We start from the raw sequence: 23,138 nt of genomic DNA, 5'->3' as shown, positions 1-23,138 counted from the left end.
CAAAGCTGCTTGTTTTTCATTAAAAAGGTCGGGAGCTGTTTAATATGAAAACGGAAAAAGAGAAAATGTTAGCGGGCGAAATGTACAACCCCGCTGATCCGGTATTACGGAAGGAACGCGAGGAAGCAAGACGCAGGGTGAGAATTTATAATCAAACGTTAGAAACGGAAGGAGAAAAACGGACCCGATTATTGAAGGAGTTACTCGGTTCAACGGGAGAAAACGTCTACATGGAGCCAAACATCAGATTTGATTATGGCTATAACACACATGTAGGAGAAAACTTTTTTGCCAACTTTGACTGCACCATTTTAGATGTTTGTGAAGTGCGGTTCGGGGATAATTGTATGCTTGCACCGGGCGTACAAATTTATACAGCAACACATCCGCTTCATCCAGCCGAACGTAATTCAGGCAAAGAATATGCAAAACCGATTACGTTTGGAAACAATGTATGGATTGGCGGAAGTACCGTCATCAATCCGGGCGTAACGGTAGGAGACAATGTGGTGATTGCATCGGGTGCAGTCGTGACGAAGGATATACCGGATAATGTTGTCGTTGGAGGAAATCCCGCCAGAGTGATCAAACAAATTGACATATAAATCACGGTTTTTCATGTTCTATGCAAGTCAGACGAGTAAGAGCGTTGATACAGAAGGACCACACGGAGTAGAAATGTTTAAAATGTGTAGTCCTTTTATATATCACAGAGAATGAAAGGCGATACAACGTTATTTTTGTTTGTTTGAATTGTACATCATTCGGAATTCACTGGGTGTCATGCCGATTTCCCGGTGAAAAAGTTCCGTATAGTAGCTTGCACCTGAAAAGCCACTTTCATGAGCCACTTCTACAATGCTAAGTGAATGATTGCGGAGCAGTTCCATACTCCTTTCGAGCCGAAACCTGTTCAGATACTGAATAGGAGACATTTGTATTTTATCTTTAAACAACTGACAGCATTTGCTGCGTGAGACTGCGCCAGCCCGGGCAATCTTTTCTAAAGATATTTTTTTCGAGTAGTTAAGCTGGATGTATCCGATCATCGCTTTTAACTCGGAAAAGTCTATTTTTTTTACAGAATGATCTTTATGCATAGCATTTTTGTAAAGGACTAACCAAAGAGAATATAACAAACTTTGAACGCTTAATTCGTAGCCTTTTTCTTTTTTTTGACAGATCGTAAAAATATCCTTAACGACCTGGATTGATTCCGCTTGCCACGGGATATGAGGCTCAAAAACGATAAGAGGGCAGTGATGATTATGAATGAAAGGCAGGACATATTCCGATTCAATGTAAGCATTCGTGGAAATTGATCTGGGGTGAAACAACAGAACGAGAAATTCACAGTCTGTTCCTGATTCAGAAAATCCATAATGCAATTGCCCAGCGTTCACAAAAATACCCATCCCCTTTTTTAATAGATATGTTTCTCCGTTTACAAAGTAAGTCATTTCTCCTTGGAGAACAACAATAAATTCAACATCGTCATGCCAATGGCAGACGGCTGATAAGTTGTGAAAATAAGAAAGCCAGCTTCTTCTACTCCTGATTGGCAAATTGTCCGAGTCATAATGAACAATTTCAGAGGAATCTTCTAAAACATCAAGAGAAATAAATGTATCAATAGAATTCATTTTCATCACCTATACTTAAAAATACGATTGTTATATTAAGTTATTCTATTGTGATAGAAAAATCAATATGTGCGGAATATTATTATATAAGTAAGCTGCGGATGCAAAGGAGAAGCCAAAATGAATACAGAAGAAAAAATGGCAAAGGGTCTGCTTTGGACAGATACAGGAGAATATCTCCAGGCGCAAACAAGGGCAAAAGAATTGATGTATGATTTTAATCATTTAAGACCAGGTGAAAAAGAAAAAAGAATGGAACTGATTCATGAGATATTTGGGGCAGTTGGAAAAAGCGTGTGGATTGAGCCTCCTCTTACTTTTGCAAGAGGCAAGACTGTAACGATTGGAGACGATTGTTATATTAATGCCAATTTAACACTGGTCGATGATTATCAAATAACAATTGGGAATGGAGTTCTCATTGCCCCCAATGTGACGATTACTGTTACCGGTCATCCCGTTCACCATGAGCTTCGTAAGCATGGGGAAATGTACACTTTTCCAGTAACGATTTGTGATAATGTTTGGATTGGCGCGAATGTTGTTATTTTGCCCGGAGTGACCATCGGGGAAAATTCTGTCATTGGGGCCGGGAGTGTGGTAACAAAAGATATTCCCAAAAATGTAATTGCAGTTGGCAACCCGTGCAGAGTATTTCGTGAAATTACAGACAGGGATAAAGAATATTATTATAAAGATAGAAAATTGTAAAAAATAAGAGGGCATTTTGAATCGAAATGGCCATCTGAGCACACTTAACATGAAAGAAAACCAGGGAGTTTAACAAATGATTAAATTAGTGATATCTGATATGGACGGAACGTTTTTAAACAATAAAGGTGATTTTAATAGAGATTTATTTAAACAAACGAAAAAAATCATGAAGGATAAAGGAGTGGTGTTTGCTCCCTGCACGGGAAAGCAATGTGAGCGGATAGAAGAATTGTTTGGGGAGGATGCAAATGATCTATGGATTCTGGGTGACAGCGCAACACGAATCAAGCACAATCAGCAGTTTGTGTATGAATCCTTATTATCAAATAAAGTGGGCTTAGAAATCACCCAGCTCCTTGAAGACATAAGCCTGGATCATTCGATTATCGCCTGTACAAGAAAAGGGGCCGTTGTAAAAGAAACACTTTCTCCCGAAGAGTTTGCGATCGTGCGGAGATCCTATGCAAATGTGATAAAGGTAGAAGACTTTAACAGTATTTCAGAGGACTTTGTAAAGATCACAGTGCATGATCCAGCTCTCCAGTGTATGGAAACGAGAGAGAAGCTGTCTTCCTTCTTTGAGCGCGCTTTTATTGTTGCCTCGGAGGCAGCCTGGATTGATATAACGAATGCCAATGTTCACAAAGGAAGCACAATCGCTCAATTGCAGCAAATCTTACATGTTACGCCAGAGGAAACGATGGTATTCGGCGATGGCTACAATGATATGGAACTGATGGCTTCAGGTACATACAGCTTTGCGATGCGAAATGCGTTTCCGGAAGTACAGGATGCAGCCAATTTTATTACGGGATCAAATGAGGAAGACGCTGTGATGAAAACCATTATTCAATTACTGTCACTGCAAAATGATATAGATCAATAAAAGCAGACAGATTTAATTTATATGTAAACAGCTGCTTTCCATTAGACCGGTAAAGCATCAAAGGGATCAAAATAAGAGGATGAATAGGGTTTGTATATGATCAAGTACCAGCAAATCGCAGCGGAGATTGAAACGTATATTGAAGAAAATGCCCTTGTGCAGGGAGATAAACTGCCTGTGCTAGAAGCTTTAATGACTCATTTTAACGTAAGTAAAAGTACAGTTACGAAAGCGTTAGAGCTATTAGAGAAAAAAGGCGCCGTATTTCAAGTGAGGGGCAGCGGCATTTTTGTGAGAAGGCAGAAAAGAAAAGGATACATGGACCTTCTTTCTCATCAAGGGTCCGAAAATATAACCTCGAAAGTAATTGAGTTAGAAGTGAAAAAACCGACAAAAGAAGCAGCCCATCATGTAAATGTTGAACCTGATGAGGATGTCTATTATGTAAAAAGGGTCCGGTATAGGAACGGGCAAGCCCTGTGCCTTGAGGAATCCTATTTCAATAAATCGATTGTTACGTATTTAAATAAAGAAATCGTTTCTGAATCGATTTTCGATTATATCCAGAAAGGGTTAGGGGTAAAAGTCGGCTTTTCGGATGTATATCTTCATGCAGGAAAGCTGAAGAGAGAAGAAGCAAAGCATTTATGTCTGGAAAATGGAGCACCTTCCCTTTATGTCGAATCCATCTTTCATGTAACCAATGGACAGCCATTTGCTTTTTCAACAGTCACGTATCACTTCGAGCAATCCCACTTTTTTGTTCAAACGAATAGTCCTTTTTCCTGAAAGTAAAAATAGATTCAATGTAGCTTTATCGAATAAGTGAATGGTTGGAAATCCCTTTTTTTCAAGAAATCAAATATTTTCTTTCATTTATTTGATATACTTTATTCTATTAAATGATAAAAGAGGAGATTGTGACCATGAAAAAATCCAGCAAAGCATTGGCTGCCACACTATTAGCAAGTACCATATTTTCTTCAGCAATCACTCCTACATTCGCAGAAGAAGCAAAGATTCCGGCACCGGAAGCACCCGTTATGGCAGATAAGCCGGCAGGTACTGGTTCAACGTCAAGTGTATTCCAGGATGTTAGGATGGGAACAGAGTTATTCGAGGCAGTCGATTATTTGTCTGGACTGTTTTATGGTATAGAGCCTCACCAATTCGGCGTCGATCAATCGATCAAGCGCGTAGATGCCGCTTTGATTGCCGCAAAATTCCTGGACCTTAACGGCGTTGATAATTCGAACCCTCCGAAAGCAAGCTTCAAAGATGTTCCAGCCCGTGCTGTATCGGCTGTATCGGCTCTTAAAGCAGCAGGCATCATGAACGGAAAGTCTGATACCGATTTTGGCTCCCAGTTAAACATCACTCGTGGTGAAGCGGCTATCCTGTTTGCGAGAATTTATGCAGCCCTTCAAGCTGACGGTGAAGGTTACCCGGCTGAAACATCCAGGAAATTTACTGATGTAACGGGCCGTTATGCGGAACCTGTTGCATTGCTTACGGAGCTTGGTGTGGTCAAAGGCATATCAGAAACGAAATTCGGTACAAGCCAGCCCTTAACAAGAGGACAGTTTGCCTTGCTTCTTTACAGATTAGATAGGGCTCTTTGATGTATTGTGGCGAGAGTCCCTTCTTGAAAGAGAATCAACACGAATACATAACCTAATCCGGAGTGGAGAGCACCAAACTGGCTTGGGTTATTTTTTATTCTGAAAAAAAGTAAGCCTGCACAGGGTTTATCTGATTATGGAAAAATGGAATATTTTGAAGGTATTTCCATTTTTGTGCCGAAGGTATTAATGGTAGATAAGGAAAGGAGATTGTAGTGTGAAAAAGTTTATCGCAGTACCACTTGCTTTTATTTTGCTCGTTTCTGCTCTGTTTTCCTCGCATGCATCTGCTGCTGTATCGGTGTTCAACGATATTTCTCCGAATCATCGGGCTTATGAGGCAGTATGGAGCTTGTCTGCGAAAAAGGTGTTTGAACCAAAGGATGATGATTTTATGGTCCGTCCGGCAAAGCAGGTGAGCCGTATGGAAGCAGCCGTTATGATAGCTCGGATTCTTGGGTTGAAACGGGAAACGAATCATCCAGGCTTTCGGGACGTGACGGTTTTAAACCAGAACTATAACGAAGTGGCAGCACTCGCAGAACGCGGTATCCTGCAGGGCTTTAAAGATCGTACCATGCGGCCGAATGACATTTTAACACGTTCACAAATGGCTAAATTACTGGTCGATGCTTTTGAATATGAGCGAAAAACGTCTTTTTCTCTGCCCTTTAAAGATGTGAAAAGGGATAACTGGGCGGCTCCTTATGTGGAAGCACTGGTTAGAAACAATATAACGGCTGGCACAACAGCCACTACCTTCTCACCGGATAAAAAGCTGACTCGTTCGGAATTGATGATGCTGCTTTACCGGGCGCACAAGAAAAAGCCAATCAGTGAATACAACGACCAGGAGGTATTGGGCTTCATTCGTGAAGTGCAAAACAAGCCATACATGATTTTGGAAGCGTACAAGTACAGTCAAAAAACGCGTCCTGCTTTTTCAACCTTTAAAAAGGAAATAACACCATATGCGGAAGGAGCCATGCTGTCGGCTATGCAGGAATTTTATGAAGTATCCTGCACACAATGTGATTGGCTGCTTTACAGTGATGTAGATGATAACGGTTTGCCTTATGTGATTCATGAAAAAACGAGCAACAAAATAAAAGTGACCGTTCGTGCTCCTCACGGACTGAATGAAGCGGTAACCGAAACGTGGACCATTGTGAATCGGAACGGCCAGTGGAAGCTGAGTGAGTGGGTGGATTCCAGAACGACAAGGGAAGAACCGTTTAACTTAACAGTTCAACAAGCACAGGCATGGATCATGTATGCCTTCGATATACCGAAAGGAGAAAGTGGACTCCGGGAATATGTAAAAGAAATACAGTATATGGGCAAAAATCGAGATGGGACGTACCGGTTCCGTGTAAAAACAAATACACATCAATCGTTTTATACAGTCGATCCCGCTGATGGAACGATTGAGGATGAACAAAGATAAATGAGCGTATAAACAGTTGTTTTTACGATTTTTGCATGGATAGTATGTGTATAATTCGATCCGTTTTATACAACATAAAAACTGAAACAGAGGAAAAGGAAAAAACAGTAGAACACCATGACAATTAAGTAAAGAAGGTATCATTGCCCTGGATAAAGCGCGTTTAGCAGGCAGATGATTACCCACCAGCCCCTCCATTATGCAGCCAGCCGCGGCCTGGAACGGAGGGGCTTTTGTGCATGTCCATCATTTTCCGCGCATACAATCACCCGGCTAATTCAAAATAAAAGGAGCGAACCGCAAAGAAAAAAAGGAGCTGGGCAACATGAGGAACATTGCACTTTTTAGAATGCTGTTATTATCAGTTGTGATTGCTTTGGCCGCCGGCTGTGCCAACCAGAATGAATCACCTCATCAGCTCGACTACGAAGAAACGAAAAAAATGGTTGTGGATATATTAAAAACCGACGATGGAAAAAAAGCACTTCAAGAAGCGATGACAGACAAAGAAATGCGCGAGGATTTGATCATGAATCAAAACGATGTGACAGAAGCCGTTCAATCGACTCTCACATCTGAGAAAGGCAAGGAGTTCTGGCAAAAAGCGTTTGAAGATCCGAAATTTGTGGAGAGCTACGCCAAAAGCATGGAAAAAGAACATAAGAAGCTCCTGACTGAACTGATGAAGGATCCAGATTATCAAAAAATGCTGCTCGATGTAATGAAGGACCCAGAAATGCAAAAAACGATGCAGACAGCGATAAAAAGCCAGGAATTCAGAAAATATCTTCAAGGTGTGATTGAAGAAACACTTGCGAGTCCGCTCTACAAAGCCAAAATGGAAGAAGCAGTAAAAAAAGCCGCAGAGGAAGCGAGCAAGAAAGAACAGAGCGGTGAAAGTTAAAATTTATTCTTCGTTTTAACGCCAGCCCCTTTTAGTAAGGGGCTCAGTGTGTTGAAAAACAAAGAAGTCAGGAAGAAATTCGTTTTGCAAAAAGTGTATGTGATGTGTTTCTTTTTAGCTTGCCCGAAAACCCTCCGCCTGTTGTATGTTTGAAAAGAAGGAGGGTTGAAAGAGTTTTTCTGTTCCTTTCAGCAAAGAGGGATAAACATATCGTGTTTTACGATCTTCCTTTCCTCCCCACAAAGGCGGCAGGTGCAGGACGTAGACTCCTAAGGGACTAGCGGGAAAGGTGAAATCGACTTTGCCACGAAGTGGCGAAGGCGATCTCACCGCCTGCCCCTTGGAAAGCAGAATCCCGCGAATGCCGCCTTTCTATGCTTCGCCTAAGAACGGTCACACAAAGGATCAAGCCAGCTGGACAACATCCTATTTCAGCAGAATGAACCCCTTTTAGTAAAAGGCTTTTTTATTTGTCTCTACTTGTAGTGATGTACTTATGTAGACACTGGAGCAAAAGGTCTCTCCTTTCTCCTTCAGGCAGGGAAAACAGGCGGCTTAAACGAGAGGTGTCGACATTTGACGATCAAAAATCGTTGATAATGTAAACGCTTTCTTGTACAGTAGTAAGTGGGTTGGATGGCACGCGTGGCCGTCGCGGTATTTGGCGTAGGTGGGGCCGATACTAAATTGTAATGCTGGATAAGAAAGATTTTTTATCGTAAACATCATAAAAAGAGGGGGATAAACGATTTTACAAGAAAGGCAAGGCTAGAAAATGGTTTCGCAAAAGAGTGAATAAAAGTCTCTCAACCATAAAGGTTGCTATTAAAAACAATCACAAATAGCAGCTTTCTGCTTTTTATCACTGCTTCATAATATCCTCGTTTTTTCAAAGAATCATTGGAAGGGATGAATCTGTTTTTACCCGTCCATCACTAGATCCTCTTGAACAAAACTCTATAAGAAGGCTGCTGGTGCTTACTTTTTCGTGCCAGTGGCCTTCTTTCATGCACCTACAGACATTTAATTGCGCTGGCTATTACATCGGCCAATCTAGTTATTTCCACACCGGCATTTTCATGCTTACAGGTTTATATGTAACGAGAGAATAAATCAATATTCCTATTTAATGGTAATGTTATAAGGTAATATGTTATAATGGTCATCATACAATAGTATTACCCTATCAGCAGTAATGGACAAATCTACGCTAAAGGCAAACTTTCCGAAAGGCAAGGACGCAAAGCCACGGGTCTAACGTTTTAAACTATGACAGCCGGTTACCGAAAAGGATTGGATCTTTGAGTCAGCAGGGTACGGTGCCTTATGGCAGAGAAACCCTTTTTATTTATTGACGCTTCCTAATCTTTTAGGAAGCTTTTTTTTATATTTTCGCTTTTAAAAGCAGGCTTCTGTTTGATTGATTATTGTATGGTCGGCTTCATTTGAATATATGCGAGTAAGGAGTAGAGAATCTTTGAAAATTGGCGTGAAGTTATGGGCAGGGTTTGGTATAGGGCTTGTTTTTATAAGCATGATTGTTTTGTTGGGGTTTGGGCAGTTTTTTCAATTCAATGATACACTGCAGGATTTAACCGAAAGCCAATATAAAAAGCTTGATTTAACCACCACCATTCGAAGTGATGGAAATAGCGTTGCAAAATCGATGCGTGATCTGCTGCTTGCTGATTCTTCTGCGGCGAAGAAGCAGCTTATCAATGACATGGAGGATGGAAAAAGAAAAATGGATGCCGCGCTGTTCGAGCTTACTTTTATGACTGCGCAAAGTGATGCAAAAGCTGCCGCTGAAAACCTTGAGCAGCATTACGGTGCATTTGCCGGTTTGAGCAATCAATTTATAAAAGATATTGAAGCCGGAAGAACGGCAGAAGCTGCAAGTGATCTGGCAGGAAAAGGAGCACAGATCGAGCGGAACTTTTTTGGGACGATTAATGAGCTGAACGATTTATATGAAAGAGGAATGGAGGAAAAGCTGGTTGATTCTTTAACCGAGTACGACAGGGCTCTGCGTTACATGGGTTATCTCAGCTTATTCGCTTTCATTGTCGGGCTGAGCTTTTTGATTTGGATGCACCGTACGCTGACAAACGGTTTGAAATACGTATCAAATACAATGTTAAGCTTTGCAGATGGAAAAGCGGATTTTTCGACGAGAATTCACCTTAAACGTAAAGATGAAATAGGCGATGCCGCCAGAGCCTTCAATATAATGGCTCAATCCCTGGAGCAACATGTACAGGAAATCGAAAAACAGGGATGGTTAAAAACAAACCTGGCTGACATTACGACGAAGCTTCAGGGCATGGAGTCTATTTTTCTTGTAGCCAGTACATATATCCAAACGATTACACCGCTTGTCGGGGGAGTCCAGGGAGTATTTTATTTAAAAGAAGAGCAGCAGCCGGATCTACGGCTGGCTGGTTCATATGCTTTCAAAGAAAGAAAGCATATGGAGAATCGATTTGCTGTTGGCGAAGGAATAATTGGTCAATGTGCGCTCGAGCAACAGATTATTCTTCTGGAAAACGTACCATCAAATTATATTACAATCCGATCCGGGCTTGGGGAGTCGTCCTCTCTTTCCATTATAGCTCTTCCCATTGTATTTGAAGGGAAACTATGGGGAGTGGCAGAAATAGCGTCTTTCCAAGGTTTTGATTCCATTCAGCAATCGCTGTTAAAAGAAACCACCCAAACGCTGGGGATCATTCTGGACAGCATTTCGAGCAGAAGCCAATTAGCCAAATTGCTTGAGGAATCTCAGGTGATGACAGAGGAATTGCAGGTTCAAACAGAAGAGCTGCAGGCTCAGCAGGAAGAATTGCGAAAGTTAAATGAAGAATTAGAAGAACAGGCGATGGAATTAAAAGCATCGGAGGAATCTCTTCAGCAGCAGCAGCAGGAGCTGGAACATATAAATGCCGATCTTGAAGAACAAAACAGCAGGTATGAGCAAAAAAATAAAGAAGTAGAGATGGCGAAAGTCGACCTGGAGCAAAAAGCAAACCAGCTTGCTCTAAGCTCCAAGTATAAGTCGGAATTTTTAGCCAATATGTCTCATGAATTGCGGACGCCTTTAAACAGTTTGCTGATTTTATCAAAATTATTGCTGGATAATCCACAGCATAACCTGACGGAAAAGCAGCTGGAATTTGCCCGCACGATACATTCTTCAGGGAGCGACCTGTTAAGTTTGATCAATGAAATATTGGATCTGGCCAAGGTTGAATCCGGAAAAATTGACATGTATATGAAGCAAACCCCTATTGCCCAGGTGGTTGAGAACCTTGATGCTGCATTTTCATTGATGGCCGAACAAAAAGGAATTACGTTTAACATCATAGTCGAAGAGAGCGCTCCTGATCATATACTGACAGATCCTATGCGCCTGCATCAAATATTAAACAATTTGATCAGCAATGCATTGAAATTTACACAAAAAGGGCACGTAACCGTCAAGATCAAGAGAAAAGAAGACAATATTTTGTTTTCCATTTCCGATTCAGGTATCGGCATTCCTCAGGACAAGCTGTCGTTAATTTTTGAAGCTTTTCAACAAGTGGACGGAACCACGAGCCGCAAGTATGGAGGTACAGGGCTCGGGCTATCCATTAGTCTTGAACTGGCCCGCCTTCTTTCAGGCGAAATTGGTGTAGCAAGCGAGGAAGGAAAAGGAAGTACATTCTGCTTGTCTTTGCCGTATCAGGAAGAAAAGCTGGCAAAAACGGTTCAAATGCCTGAACCGTTTATGATCCTAGAGAGCCGGCTGGCATCAGCAGCTGAGGAAGCTGAGCCGGTTAATGAAAAATCCGCCGTTACAATAGAAAAGGAACAGGCCGAGCCCGGGAGAAAAAAGCTTCTCGTTGTAGAAGATGAAGAAGTACAAAGGATGAGCGTAAAAGAGCTGATGAGCGTTTATCCAATCGATATCGATACAGCAGCTACGGGAGAAGAAGCGATGCACTATTTAAAGACCCAGCATGTTGACTGCATGATTCTGGACTTAAAGCTTGCCGACGCTTCGGGACTTGATTTTTTACAAAATGTAGAAAAACAGCCGGCCCTCAAACCGGCTCATATCATCATATACACGGGCAGAGAGGTGACGGAAAAAGAGGAAAGGCATTTAAACAAATACACAAACACTATTATTATAAAGGACACAATGTCGCCAGAAAGACTTTTGCAGGAAACATCAGCCATTTTTCAGCTGCCGCCGGGCTCTCAGCCGCAGAAGGTGCAATCAGCCGCTGCCTCGATTACGGACAATGTATTAAAAGGGAAAAGGGTGCTGCTGGTCGATGATGACGTTCGCAATTTGTTTTCTGTCTCAAGTATTTTAGAAGATCACGAGATCAATGTGACGTTTGCAGAAAACGGGAAGGAAGCTCTCCACTCGCTGGAAGAAGATGAGCCTTTCGATTTGATTTTGATGGATATCATGATGCCAGAAATGGATGGGTATGAAACGATGCAGCATATCCGTAGAAAAACAAACTGGCGGTCACTGCCCATGATCGCTCTGACTGCGAAGGCGATGAAAAATGATCGGGAAAAGTGCATAGAAGCAGGGGCATCGGATTATATTGCTAAACCGATTGACCCGGACCAGCTTATCGCGCTGCTGAAGGTGTGGCTTTATGGACAGGGAGAAAAACGCCATGAAGCCTGAAGAAATAGAAAAGCTGGAAATAGAGCTTTTGTTAGAGGCGGTGTTCAGAAGGTATGGATATGATTTCCGCAATTATTCTTATCCATCCATCAGGCGGCGTGTCTGGCATCGGATCGCCGCAGAAGCTGTAACGGGCATTGCGGCGCTTCAAGAAAAAGTCATTCGTGATCCTGCTTGCATGAACCGGCTTTTTTACGATTTTTCCATTAATGTGACAGAGATGTTCCGAGATCCTTTGTTTTTTCTTTCCATGCGGGAAAACGTGATTCCCCTGCTGCGGACTTATCCATTTATCCGCATCTGGGTGGCGGGCTGCTCGACCGGTGAGGAGGCGTTCTCTCTGGCTATTCTGTTAGAGGAGGAAGGCTTGCTTTCAAGGTCGAGGATTTATGCGACAGATATGAATGCTCGAGTTTTACAGCAGGCTGCAGAAGGTCGGATTTCGCTGAAAACAATGAAAGACGATACAGATAACTACAGGAAAGCAGGAGGGAAACGAGCTCTTTCTGACTACTATACCGTGAAATCAAATGAAGCGGTGTTTCATTCCCCGCTCAAAGAGTGTCTTGTGTTTGCCCAGCACAATCTAGTGACAGACAAGTCGTTTAATGAGTTTCATCTGATTCTGTGCCGGAATGTGCTGATTTATTTTAACCGGACGCTTCAAGAGCATGTTCATGATTTGTTTTACAAAAGCTTAAGCCCTTTTGGATTCTTAGGGCTTGGAAACAAAGAAAGCATTCGCTTCACAAAGCACGCGCAGCAGTATAAGGACGTAGACGTTCAAGAAAAGATTTATCGAAAAATAACGTAAATGCAGAAAAGAAGGCGGGAGATAAAAATGGACAAGAAAATAAAAATTTTATTAGTTGATGATCGCCCGGAAAACTTATTTGCCCTGGAATCTGTTTTAGAAGATGATTCTTATGAGCTTGTGCGTGCTTATTCAGGGGAAGAAGCTTTAAAGTTATTGTTGAGAGCAGAATATGCCGCTATTTTGCTGGATGTGCAAATGCCCGGTATGAATGGCTTTGAAACAGCCAAAATGATTAAAATGCGGGAAAAAACGAAACATATTCCCATTATTTTTGTAACCGCCATTAATAAAGAGCTGGAACACGTGTATACAGGTTACTCTGTAGGCGCCATTGATTATATGTTTAAACCGTTTGAACCGGAAACACTCCGGGCGAAAGTGGGCGGATTTGTAGACATCTATCAAAATCAAAAGCTGTTAAAAAAGAAAAACGAAGAATTGCAGCAAGCACATACAGCACTTTCTTCTCTGGCAAAGGAATTGGAGAAAACAAAATCTTTATTTGAGGTAATAAGTGAAACCAATCTGGATGCCATTATTGTTTTTAACGAAAAAGGCCGCATGATCATGGCAAATCCTGCCGCTCACCAGCTTTTTCAGTATGAAGGAATGAGTCTCGCAGGCCAGCCGATCGAGATGCTCCTGCCGTTTTTTCAATATGAAGGATACATACAAACAGAAACGTTAGTCGAGAAAAAAGGAAAAAAGCGGGACAGCAGTGATTTTCCAATTGAACTGCAAGTGGCACAGGCATACGTGGAGCAGGGAAAGGAACGAATTTTTGTTTGCGCTATGCGTGATATTACGGAAAGAAAAGAGCAAGTAGCAAAGCTGGAATATCAAGCGACGCACGATTCTTTGACAAACCTGCCTAACCGGTTCTTTTTATACAAGTCTTTAAAAGAAAGAATTGAGGAGCATCACACAGAAGGATCGTCGTTTGCCCTTATTTTATTAGATCTGGATCAATTTAAAGCGATTAATGACACGCTTGGGCATCATATGGGTGATCAGCTTTTAAAGGAAGTAGGATATTGCCTTCGATATGTAAGCAGGGCTGGAGACATTGTGGCCCGGCTTGGGGGTGATGAATTTGCCCTGCTGGTAAAGGATATATCCAAAGCGAATGTGATGGACGTCATTGGGCGGATTGAACGCGTTTTATCTCAGCCATTTATCATCGAAGCAAAGCCGCTCATGATCAATCATAGTGCAGGGATTGCGCTGTTTCCTGAACACGGGATGGATGAAGAAACGCTGCTTCGTAAAGCAGATATCGCAATGTATACCGCTAAAACAAGCAGCAGCGGCTATTCCTTTTATTCGGACGAACAACAGCAGCAAACGGATCTCGATCAAGTGATGCGAATGGGAGAATTAGGCTCTGCCATTCAAAACAACGAGCTGGAGCTGCACTATCAGGCCAAAGTGGATATAAAAACAAATATGGTCGTAGGGATGGAAGCGCTCGTTCGATGGAACCATCCCGAATTGGGCTTGATTTTTCCGGATGAATTTATTCCACTCGCCGAGCAATCGGGGTTAATTGATTCGCTTACTCTTTGTGTATTGGACCGAGCCGCTTTTCAAATTCGGCGATGGCTCGACAATGGACTGCAGCTCACCATTTCTGTGAATCTTTCTGCCCGCAATCTTCAAGACGAAGGACTGCCTGAAAAGCTAAAGGAGATTTTAAAAAAATACGAGGTGCCTTCTGAATGCTTTACGCTTGAGATTACCGAAAGCTTTATTATGACGAACCCGGAAAGAGCTATGGAGGTACTGACGCAATTACATAATATGGGGGTTGTGCTCTCGATCGATGATTTTGGTACAGGCTACTCTTCCCTGGCTTACTTAAAGCATCTGCCTGTCAATGAAATTAAAGTGGATAAATCGTTTGTTATGGATATGATACAAGATCGGAACGATATGATTATTGTTAAATCCATTATTCATTTAGCGCAGAACTTATCGTTAAAGGTAACCGCAGAGGGTGTAGAAAACGAGGACATACTAGAAAAGCTGCGAGAGTTCCAATGTGATGAAGCACAGGGGTATTTTATTACGAAGCCTTTGCCTGCCGATCAGATTTTCCTCTCACTGGAGAAATCCGACTGGAAGGTTAGAAAAACAAATTTAATATAGTCATCGTATACAACTACACGAAAAGTGAGACAGCGAAACGGGGCAGCAATTACTTTGCTGCCCTCATTCTGTTGAAATAAGGGACTGACCTGATTCTATCTTTTCTAGTTTAAATCGAACACATTTGTGAACGTTTAGGTCTCTAGCAGTATGGGTCAACGTGCTTGGTTCAAGCGTAGAAGAAGCGGCATCCGCAGGGCTCCGCTTTTCGCGGGGCAGCCGGTGCTGCTTCCTCGTTGATGTAAAAAATAATACGCCGCACCTCTTCTTCTTTTTCACATAAAATAATCAACGGAAAATGAGGAGGAAGAAAATTGAAGAAGCATTACCTGGACTTTTTAGCGGAGTTTGGTATTGGCGGCGCTCATCCCGGCGGCTTTTCTTTAACGAAGGAGATTTTTTCAGCCATCGACCTTCCGGCAGGGGCTTCTTTTCTTGAAATCGGCTGTGGAACCGGGCAAACGGCGGAATACGTAGCGGAGACTTTTGGCTGCACTGTTACCGCGATTGACAATCATTCCATTATGCTGGAAAAAGCAAAAGAAAGACTAAAGCAGAAAAACGTAACCGTCCTATACGGAAATGCCGAACAGCTGGCGTTTCGGGATCAAACCTTTGATTTTGTGCTGGCCGAGTCTGTTCTTTCCTTTACATCTTCGGTTGATCAGGCACTCTGTGAAGCATCACGTGTCTTGAAAAAAGGGGGCGCATGTATCGCTGTTGAAATGACCGCGGAAAAATCGTTGAGCCAGGAGCAGGAAAAGGAAATTCGGCACCTGTACGGCGTCTCAGCAGTCCTAACTGAAGAGCAATGGAGAGAAAAATGGAAACGAGCCGGCTTCTCTACGCTTAGCCTGCTGAATATTTCTCCCTCTTCCAATACGGACGTTTTCACAGAGCTCCGTCCTTCCAAAACAATTCGAGAGGAATTATTTGATCTGTGGGATGCGCATGATACCTTTATGAGCCAGCCGGATCGACCTGTAGGCTACCGGATTTTTTATGGGCGCACGTAAACGATCGGAAAAAGAACGTGTAAAAAGCGTTCTTTTTCTTTTTACCATTTTTAATGCGAAAGAGGTAGACGGATGTGACTGAGAAGCAGATGAAAGCCGCCGATGAATACAAACCGTGAATCGGGGAAAACTGTCGATGATTCTTTGTAAGCTGAAGGGAGAGAACAAGCATGAAACGAAAAGCAACAAAAGATGCAGTAGAAAAATACGCCAAAACACCAAAGAAAAATGTAGAGGAAACCGATTATTCAGTTGAATTTGCCCGCGGAGAGGACCCGATGAAAGGGGCAAACCGCAATTCAAAAGCAGGACGAAAAGGCAGAAGCTGATACTAGCAAAGGATAAGGAGGAAGCAAATTGGCACAAAACAACCAATTTAAGCCGGGACAAAAAGCACCGAATAACGGCGTTTACATCGAAATCGGCGAAACCGGCTCATCAGTTAACAATCCGCAAAACATCAAGCTGAAAGCAGGGGACGATTTTCCGGATACCACGAATAAAGATCGGGTTTGGACACGGAAAACATAAAGCAGTCAGCCCTTTTTGGACAGGATCCAGAAAGGGCTTTTTGGCGCGTGAAAAAAGAAGTCTTTTTCTTTTTATTCGCATATAAAAAGGACAAGCCGCATAAAATGAATGGGGAGAAACAAATGTTTTTAAGAGGAGAGGGGACCGAAATGGAGATGAAGGAAGATATTAAATTTATACGGGATATTATGGTAGACAAAATCGAAGAGTTAAGCGACCTGATTGAAATAGGCGGGACGCTGAGTCCGAAAGTAGAATTGACCTTTGCCCTTGGTCTTCAAAGCCTGTTGAACCAGTCGATTCAAAAAGGAGACAAAGCGGGACGGCCGAATCCGCCTGCTGCCAAAAAATCTGAATATGAAACACTGTCTTCTATCGCCAACAAATAGTACTTTCCAAAAGTGGACAAGCCTTAAGAAACGAACTCGTTTTGGTGTCAAGGACCGTCAGCCTGCTTCTGTTCTTTGTATATATGTTAAAAACGGATCCGACGCGGATCCGTTTTTTGGTTACAGAAATGTTCGCTGTACTTTATGCCAGAATGAATTGTTTTTTAATTTAACCGTTTTAACAATGCTGCCAGTCATTTCGACTTCAATATTTTGAACGTTTTGAATGCTGAGTGCTTCGTTATCAAGACCGATGATCGGATAATCATTGCCGTTTTGCACGACGCGCAGTGTCAGCTTGCGGTCGCTGCTTAAAACAAACGAAGAACCGAGCGTGCGGAACTGATTGTTGTTTAATGAAGCCATTTCATTGACCTGCATGCATGGGATACGGGGATCCACGACCGCTCCGTTCAATGACCGGTTGTAGGCTGTGCTTCCCGTTGGCGTAGAGACGACAATACCGTCACCGCGGAATGTTTCAAAGTGCAGGTCATCAATATGTACATCCATCACGAATGTTTTAATAATGGAAGAGCGAACAGACAGCTCATTTAAACATTTAAAATGGGTATGGCCGTCCAGGTGTACATCAATCACCGGATAGCGGCGCACTTCCACTCCCGCTGTTTGAATCGCTTGAATCATTTCTTCCGTATCGTGAATATGGAAATCGCAATATAAGCTCGCTTCAACCTCATCCGTCACACCGACGTACAAGCAGTCATCACGGAAGCCAGTTTTGCGGACCGCCTGTAAAAAAGCGCCGTCACCGCCTACCCCTACGATAATATTTGCTTCTTTGTAATCATCCACCACGATAAATCCCTGGTCTTCAGCGAGGGAGATCAGCTTTTGGATGTCAGGCAGTTTTTCAGGATCTTGTTTATACGAAAAAAACATGTTTCTTCTTGATTCCATTGACTAAAAACTCCTTTATCATACAAGATACTTTCATTCTAATGTATAATGACGGCAATAGCAAAGGAAGACGTCAGGTGAAAAAGCAATAGTGATTGGCCCGGCGGCCGGGGTTAATTAAACGCAACAGTTTTGGTAGGGGATATTCACCTTTATTAAACGTTTTTGGGGAAAGAACAAATTGTTCCGTTTAAAGATGCTGCACTTTCATCGGGCAATGTGCTGCATATGTGTTTAGAAAAGAATGGAAAGGGAACTTTTCTACTAAACAAGTATGTGCAGGAGGGAAGTAGTTTGGCAAACGAGTGGTGGAAAACGGCCGTTATTTATCATATTTATCCCCGCAGTTTTCAAGACAGCAACGCGGATGGGATTGGCGATTTGCAGGGGATCATTTCAAGATTGGATTATGTGAAGAAACTGGGGGCAGATGCCATCTGGCTGTCCCCGGTATACAAATCGCCGAACGTGGATTACGGCTATGATGTATCAGACCACCGGGCGATCTCAGAGGATTATGGCACGATGACCGATATGGAGGAATTGATTTTTGAAGCAAACCGCCATGGCTTAAAGATCATTTTAGATATTGTCTACAATCATACTTCTGATCAGCACCGCTGGTTTCTTGATGCGAAAGGATCTAAAAACAGTCCGTACCGCGATTTTTATCACTGGCGCCCGGGCACGCCGGGCGGTCCCCCATCTGATTGGAAGTCCACTTATCATACAAGCGCCTGGGAATTCGATGAAGCAACCGGGGAGTACTATCTTCATATGAACAGCCGGCGCCAGGTTGATTTAAACTGGGAAAACCCGGCTGTGATTCATGAAGTAAAAGAAATGATGATCTACTGGATTCGAAAGGGCGTTTCGGGCTTTCGCATTGACCAGCTTGGCCACATCGATAAAAAGAAATCACTGCCTTCCTACGAACAATATGTGGACAAAGAAGCCGATCCTCACGTCGAAATTATTAAAGATGAAGGAGCGCATCCATACGTTCGTCATTTGAATGAAGCTATTTTTTCAAAATACGGCATGATGACGGTTGGAGAAAGCGGCTCGGCTACACCGGAGGAAGCCCTTTTGTACACCGATCCGGATCGTAAGGAAGTCAATATGGTTTTTTCCTTTGAGCATCTGCAGGTGGAGGAAGCGGGCTCAGAAGCGAGCGTAAAAATCGATCTCGTCGAGTTAAAAACCATAATGGAAAAATGGCAAAAAACCCTTGAAAAAAAGGGCTGGAATACACTTTTTTGGAGCAATCACGATGAGCCGCGAATTGTCACTCGGTTCGGAGATGATGGTGAGTACCGGGCAGCGTCCGCTAAAATGCTGGCTGCCACCCTTCATATGATGAAAGGAACGCCGTACATTTACCAGGGAGAAGAAATCGGCATGACCAATACAGAGTTTGAAAGCATCGACGAGTTTCGGGACAGCAAGGCCATTACCGAGTTTCACCAGCGCCACTATGAACAGGATGAAAACAAAGAAAAGGTGCTTGCCGACATAAGCAAAAGCAGCCGCGATCAGGCGAGAACACCGATGCAGTGGAATGCCGAGGAGAATGCCGGATTTACGGATGGAGAGCCGTGGATCAAAGTGAATGACAACTATTTAAGTGTAAACGTTGAGCAGGCACTGGATGATCCGGAATCCATTTTTTGGTTTTATCATGCCTTGATCGACATTCGAAAAACACAGCCGGTCGTCACAGATGGGACATTCCAATTGATCGAACGGGACCACCCGGCCGTTTTCGCATATACGCGGAAGGGAGAGGAGCAGACACTGCTGGTGATCAGCCATTTCGGAAAAGAGCCGGTCTCTTTTGAAGTTGAAAGGGAGCATTTGCCCGATTTATTCGGACGTCTTCTCCTGTCTAACTATCCAATCGAGGACGATCCGTCTGTCCTCACAGAGCCCATTGAGCTTCAGCCATACGAAACGAGAATATACTTGTTTGAAAAACAAGCGTAATAAATAGTTGGGGATGAAAAAAACCGGCTGCATCGGCAGCCGGTCTTTTTTGGGATTTATGGTCTCAGTTGAATGAGCGTTACGGTAAAAACTCAACGCTTTACTAGTGAAGGAGTATGTGGACGAGGATATTTGGAATTGTTTGTTACGCTTCCATTGCCTGTTCGTTTTCCTGATCGTTGCGCATTAAATAAAGCGTGAAGAGGTCTTTCGGAACTTCGTATAAATCAAATACAGCTTCTTTTTCATTCAGTCTGGCGTATACATCCGGTCGTGTTTCATTGGCCAGCACAACATATGGCAGTTTTTCAGCTGCTTTACGCGAGCGCACATTTACTTTACGGATGGACATATAAATGGATTCAATATCCATTTCATAAAATAGCTCCTTGAAAAATTCTTCTTTGGCCGGTGCGTTATAGCCCTTGCCATGATAAGGCTTGCCAAGCCAGGTGCCGAGAAAACCCGCGCCATTTTCAATATCGTACAAGTTGATGGTGCCGATAGGGCTTCCCCATTCATCCATGATCGTCCGCGATATGAGTTCGCCTCGCTCTTCTGCTTCGATCGTCTGCTTTGTGGCAAACACAAATTCCTCATATGAATGGACTTTATGGCGCACAAAAGGGAACACATCCGGGTGCGTCATTAACTCAAATAAAGCATGACTTTCATGAACATCGCGTTTCTTCAACATTTTCTTTCCCTCCTCTTTTTTACACAACGAGGGTATAGCGGTTCACACGTGTCCCGATTCACCCTCGAAATTTTTTAATAAGCAAACAAGACCGTCACAATAGCAGCCTGTCCATAAAAAAATTCCGGGATGGGAATCGAACCCATTAGAACCGATTGAAGAAACCGGTGGCGCACCATTTGCCTTCCCAACACAACTAGCATTAAAATGTTGTCGTTACTCACATCATATAAAATTTTTACCCATTTGAAAATAGGTTTTAAACGCAAATAAAAAATTTTTTCGACACGTTTTTAAAATGTAAAAGAAAAAAGGTTTACTTTATCCTGTAACAGAGAAAAAATCCAATTTGTATAGAGTAAAATGAGATAAATAAATGAAAAGTTCAGTCAACATAACCACGGCAGCAGCTGATCAAGGATACAGAACTGCTTCTTGCCAGGGTTGAAACCGCTGAGGCAGCACGGGATCCAGTCGCCGTCGATTTATTGAATGAAGTGTCGACTTCTAACGTAACGGGTGAAAAAGATGGCGCTTTCCACTAATTGATCTGAAGCAAATGTAAAAGGTATTGAGCCAGGCGATTGGTGCGCTTGAAGAGAAATGGCCGACAGAAGCAAGTAAATACAGGTAAGATACCAGGAAAATTGATTGGCTTTAAAGATGGAATGGGTAACTCACGGATCACACGAGTAAAAGAGCGACGGGTAAGCAGGTGTGGACATCAGATAGCTGGATGGCCGGCGCCGCTTAACTGGCGGTACGCCGTCTGCAGGTGCTGAACGAAGTATGGGACCGGAAAGCCCTAAAAACAGGAAGCGACATTGTGGGCGCTGCCGAATAACCAGTGCACCGCTTGAAGGAAAGGATGAAACAGGACAAACATTCTTCATACCGCCATATGCCTATGCGGCGCCTGCTGGCGGAGATGGAGGACTTGATGGCATTCATCATTCGTATGCGGATGGATTGGACTGAAAATAAACAGCTTTGCTGAAGGACTAGTTTATTTCATTTTTAAAAAAACAGCGACGCGCCGAATAAGGATATGGTGGGCCGGGGAAGTACTGTTTTTAAGTGGCTGCTGTTTTCATCATTGTATGCGGAATCAGCATGCAAAGTGCATGGGACGAGGCCGATCCAGACGCTTTATTTGCAGAGGATTGTTTTCCTGCCGGCTGCTGCTGTTAAAAAAACAAAAATCACTGGCTTGACAGGGTGTAAAAACAAGGTTCATAATGGAAGCAACATTCGAATAAACCTTTCCGGGGCAGGGTGCAACTCCCGACCGGCGGTGTTGGGCGCAAGCCCTCAGTCCGTGACCCGCATATGTGCGGTGGATCTGGTGCGATTCCGGAGCCGACAGTGAAAGTCTGGATGGGAGGAAAGGACAGCGTGCGTTTTCTGAATTTTTAAAAGGGAAACGTTTATTTACTAATGCTAAAAAGCCCCGTATTGACTGTCAATGCGGGGCTTGTTTTGTCTAGCTCCAGGCGCCATCGGAGGTCCACACGATGTGGATCACAAAAGCGTTGCAGCATGATGCTGCGTTTTTAGCTTTTGTTCCTTATGAGCCGATAAGCGGGCGCCTTGCGCTTTTCTTGTGTACAGGCGGTCTATTGAAAAAAGGAGGAGTGCTTTTCTCGTGAACAAAGAAGAGTATATGAATCTAGCCCTATCGCTTGCCGAAAGTGCGGCTTACCAGACGTCACCCAACCCTCCTGTTGGCGCCGTTGTTGTAAAAGACGGCCAAATTCTTGGCATGGGCGCTCATTTAAAAGCGGGTGAAGCGCATGCGGAAGTGAACGCGCTCAAGCAGGCAGGTGACGCAGCACAGGGAGCAGATATTTATGTAACCCTGGAGCCATGTGCGCATTTTGGTAAAACACCGCCCTGCGCAGACTTGATTATCGATCGGGGACTGCGCCGTGTATTTATCGCTGCGGTTGACCCAAATCCGCTTGTAGGCGGCAAAGGGATCGAAAAACTCAAGGAAGCCGGCATTGAGGTTGAAACAGGCATTTGCGAACGACGCGCACATGAATTATTAACGCCATTTTTTCATTTTATTCAAACAAAACGTCCGTATGTAACGATCAAAACAGCTGTTACCGCCGATGGCAAAACGGCCGCTCATACTGGACACAGCCGCTGGATTACAGGTGAAGCTGCCAGAGAAGACGTACACCTTCTCAGAAGCCGCCATGATGCTATATTAACTGGTATTGGAACGGTGCTGCTTGACAATCCGCTCTTAACTTCCCGACTGCCCCAGGGAGGAAAAAACCCCATTCGAATTTTACTGGACACGCATTTGCGCGTTCCGCTTGATTTTCACATTGTTCAAAACAAAGAAGCCAAAACGATTATTTTCTGCGCGTCCGATGCCCAGACAAAAAAACAGCGTGCATTAGAAGAAGAAGGAGTTACGGTGCTCCGCCTGCCTCATATGTCGATTGATGCAGTGCTCGATGAGCTCGGCAAAATGAACATTATGACACTGTTTGTAGAAGCAGGAGCTGAAATGAACGCTTCCTTTTTAGACATCGGTGCGTTTAACCGGCTGATTATGTATATGGCACCAAAGCTCATTGGCGGCAAATCCGCTCCTTCTTCATTCGGAGGGCTGGGCGGGTCATCAATGGATGAAGCACTTGACCTCGCTTTTGTATCCATGGAGCAGATCGGGCCGGACTTGAAAATTGTCATGGAAAAAAGGTGATC

Annotated in this window: 21 protein-coding genes and 2 riboswitches; of the genes, 18 read left to right on the top strand and 3 right to left on the bottom strand. The window is 43.3% G+C overall.

The genetic code is table 11. The features are described from left to right. Positions 1 to 44: 44 nt before the first annotated feature. Entirely contained in the window at positions 45 to 605 is a 561-nt protein-coding gene (locus tag VP97_RS18280; protein ID WP_050183521.1) for a sugar O-acetyltransferase, read from the top strand. Positions 606 to 734: 129 nt separating this feature from the next. Here VP97_RS18280 and VP97_RS18275 read toward each other — a convergent pair whose 3' ends face one another. Then, complete coding sequence (locus VP97_RS18275) at positions 735 to 1,643, bottom strand: AraC family transcriptional regulator (protein WP_050183520.1); 909 nt, start codon at positions 1,641 to 1,643, stop codon at positions 735 to 737. A gap of 120 nt (positions 1,644 to 1,763) precedes the next feature. Between VP97_RS18275 and VP97_RS18270 the strand changes: the two genes are divergently transcribed. From VP97_RS18270 to VP97_RS24000, 13 genes are all read left to right on the top strand, one after another. Then, on the top strand, positions 1,764 to 2,354 hold the full coding sequence (locus VP97_RS18270; RefSeq protein ID WP_050183519.1) for a DapH/DapD/GlmU-related protein: 591 nt from the start codon (positions 1,764 to 1,766) through the stop codon (positions 2,352 to 2,354). 76 nt (positions 2,355 to 2,430) lie between these two features. Next, entirely contained in the window at positions 2,431 to 3,243 is an 813-nt protein-coding gene (locus tag VP97_RS18265) for an HAD family hydrolase (protein WP_050183518.1), read from the top strand. Between the two features lie 96 nt (positions 3,244 to 3,339). Beyond that, complete coding sequence (locus tag VP97_RS18260; RefSeq protein WP_050183529.1) at positions 3,340 to 4,032, top strand: GntR family transcriptional regulator; 693 nt, start codon at positions 3,340 to 3,342, stop codon at positions 4,030 to 4,032. A 137-nt stretch (positions 4,033 to 4,169) separates the two neighbouring features. After that, entirely contained in the window at positions 4,170 to 4,865 is a 696-nt protein-coding gene (locus VP97_RS18255) for an S-layer homology domain-containing protein (protein WP_050183517.1), read from the top strand. A gap of 217 nt (positions 4,866 to 5,082) precedes the next feature. Continuing rightward, the gene (locus VP97_RS18250) at positions 5,083 to 6,312 is read left to right on the top strand and encodes an S-layer homology domain-containing protein (protein ID WP_050183516.1); all 1,230 of its coding nucleotides are present in this window, start codon (positions 5,083 to 5,085) and stop codon (positions 6,310 to 6,312) included. A gap of 325 nt (positions 6,313 to 6,637) precedes the next feature. Continuing rightward, positions 6,638 to 7,216, top strand: coding sequence for a spore germination lipoprotein GerD (gerD, locus tag VP97_RS18245; protein ID WP_050183515.1), 579 nt, complete (start codon positions 6,638 to 6,640; stop codon positions 7,214 to 7,216). Positions 7,217 to 8,421: 1,205 nt separating this feature from the next. Then, a riboswitch (cyclic di-GMP riboswitch) is annotated at positions 8,422 to 8,504 on the top strand. Positions 8,505 to 8,693: 189 nt separating this feature from the next. Then, on the top strand, positions 8,694 to 11,909 hold the full coding sequence (locus VP97_RS18240; RefSeq protein WP_050183514.1) for a response regulator: 3,216 nt from the start codon (positions 8,694 to 8,696) through the stop codon (positions 11,907 to 11,909). Further along, on the top strand, positions 11,899 to 12,723 hold the full coding sequence (locus tag VP97_RS18235; protein WP_082220438.1) for a CheR family methyltransferase: 825 nt from the start codon (positions 11,899 to 11,901) through the stop codon (positions 12,721 to 12,723). The genes VP97_RS18240 and VP97_RS18235 overlap by 11 nt, the downstream gene beginning before the upstream one ends. 27 nt (positions 12,724 to 12,750) lie before the next feature. After that, positions 12,751 to 14,874, top strand: coding sequence for an EAL domain-containing protein (locus VP97_RS18230; protein ID WP_050183512.1), 2,124 nt, complete (start codon positions 12,751 to 12,753; stop codon positions 14,872 to 14,874). A 314-nt stretch (positions 14,875 to 15,188) separates the two neighbouring features. Continuing rightward, positions 15,189 to 15,890 carry a class I SAM-dependent methyltransferase gene (locus VP97_RS18225; RefSeq protein ID WP_050183511.1) on the top strand — a complete coding sequence of 234 codons (702 nt, stop codon included), beginning with the start codon at positions 15,189 to 15,191 and terminating at the stop codon, positions 15,888 to 15,890. A gap of 170 nt (positions 15,891 to 16,060) precedes the next feature. After that, entirely contained in the window at positions 16,061 to 16,219 is a 159-nt protein-coding gene (locus VP97_RS24275) for a hypothetical protein (RefSeq protein WP_172656809.1), read from the top strand. Between the two features lie 28 nt (positions 16,220 to 16,247). Next, positions 16,248 to 16,421, top strand: a complete 174-nt coding sequence (locus VP97_RS23450; protein WP_082220436.1) for a YjzC family protein — start codon at positions 16,248 to 16,250, stop codon at positions 16,419 to 16,421. A gap of 149 nt (positions 16,422 to 16,570) precedes the next feature. Next, positions 16,571 to 16,810 carry a hypothetical protein gene (locus tag VP97_RS24000; RefSeq protein WP_156153550.1) on the top strand — a complete coding sequence of 80 codons (240 nt, stop codon included), beginning with the start codon at positions 16,571 to 16,573 and terminating at the stop codon, positions 16,808 to 16,810. Between the two features lie 120 nt (positions 16,811 to 16,930). Here VP97_RS24000 and VP97_RS18215 read toward each other — a convergent pair whose 3' ends face one another. Next, positions 16,931 to 17,731, bottom strand: coding sequence for an NAD kinase (locus VP97_RS18215; RefSeq protein WP_050183509.1), 801 nt, complete (start codon positions 17,729 to 17,731; stop codon positions 16,931 to 16,933). A 294-nt stretch (positions 17,732 to 18,025) separates the two neighbouring features. Between VP97_RS18215 and VP97_RS18210 the strand changes: the two genes are divergently transcribed. Further along, a complete protein-coding gene (locus VP97_RS18210) occupies positions 18,026 to 19,717 on the top strand; it encodes a glycoside hydrolase family 13 protein (protein WP_050183508.1) in 1,692 nt (563 codons plus the stop codon). Positions 19,718 to 19,862: 145 nt separating this feature from the next. Here the strand turns inward: VP97_RS18210 and VP97_RS18205 are convergent, their stop codons facing one another. Next, a complete protein-coding gene (locus VP97_RS18205; protein WP_050183507.1) occupies positions 19,863 to 20,414 on the bottom strand; it encodes a GNAT family N-acetyltransferase in 552 nt (183 codons plus the stop codon). 789 nt (positions 20,415 to 21,203) lie between these two features. Here VP97_RS18205 and VP97_RS18200 point away from each other — a divergent pair. From VP97_RS18200 to ribD, 3 genes are all read left to right on the top strand, one after another. Beyond that, the gene (locus VP97_RS18200; RefSeq protein WP_050183506.1) at positions 21,204 to 21,392 is read left to right on the top strand and encodes a hypothetical protein; all 189 of its coding nucleotides are present in this window, start codon (positions 21,204 to 21,206) and stop codon (positions 21,390 to 21,392) included. A gap of 279 nt (positions 21,393 to 21,671) precedes the next feature. Then, a riboswitch (FMN riboswitch) is annotated at positions 21,672 to 21,807 on the top strand. A gap of 121 nt (positions 21,808 to 21,928) precedes the next feature. Then, complete coding sequence (locus tag VP97_RS24785; protein WP_281175119.1) at positions 21,929 to 22,063, top strand: hypothetical protein; 135 nt, start codon at positions 21,929 to 21,931, stop codon at positions 22,061 to 22,063. Continuing rightward, positions 22,060 to 23,136, top strand: a complete 1,077-nt coding sequence (gene ribD, locus VP97_RS18195) for a bifunctional diaminohydroxyphosphoribosylaminopyrimidine deaminase/5-amino-6-(5-phosphoribosylamino)uracil reductase RibD (RefSeq protein ID WP_050183505.1) — start codon at positions 22,060 to 22,062, stop codon at positions 23,134 to 23,136. Before VP97_RS24785 ends, ribD begins: the two co-directional genes overlap by 4 nt. The last annotated feature ends 2 nt before the right edge of the window (positions 23,137 to 23,138 follow it).

Origin of the sequence: Domibacillus robiginosus (assembly GCF_000966195.1) — a bacterium.
Taxonomy (GTDB): Bacteria; Bacillota; Bacilli; order Bacillales; family Domibacillaceae; genus Domibacillus; species Domibacillus robiginosus.
This window is presented reverse-complemented; position numbering and strand designations above follow the sequence as displayed.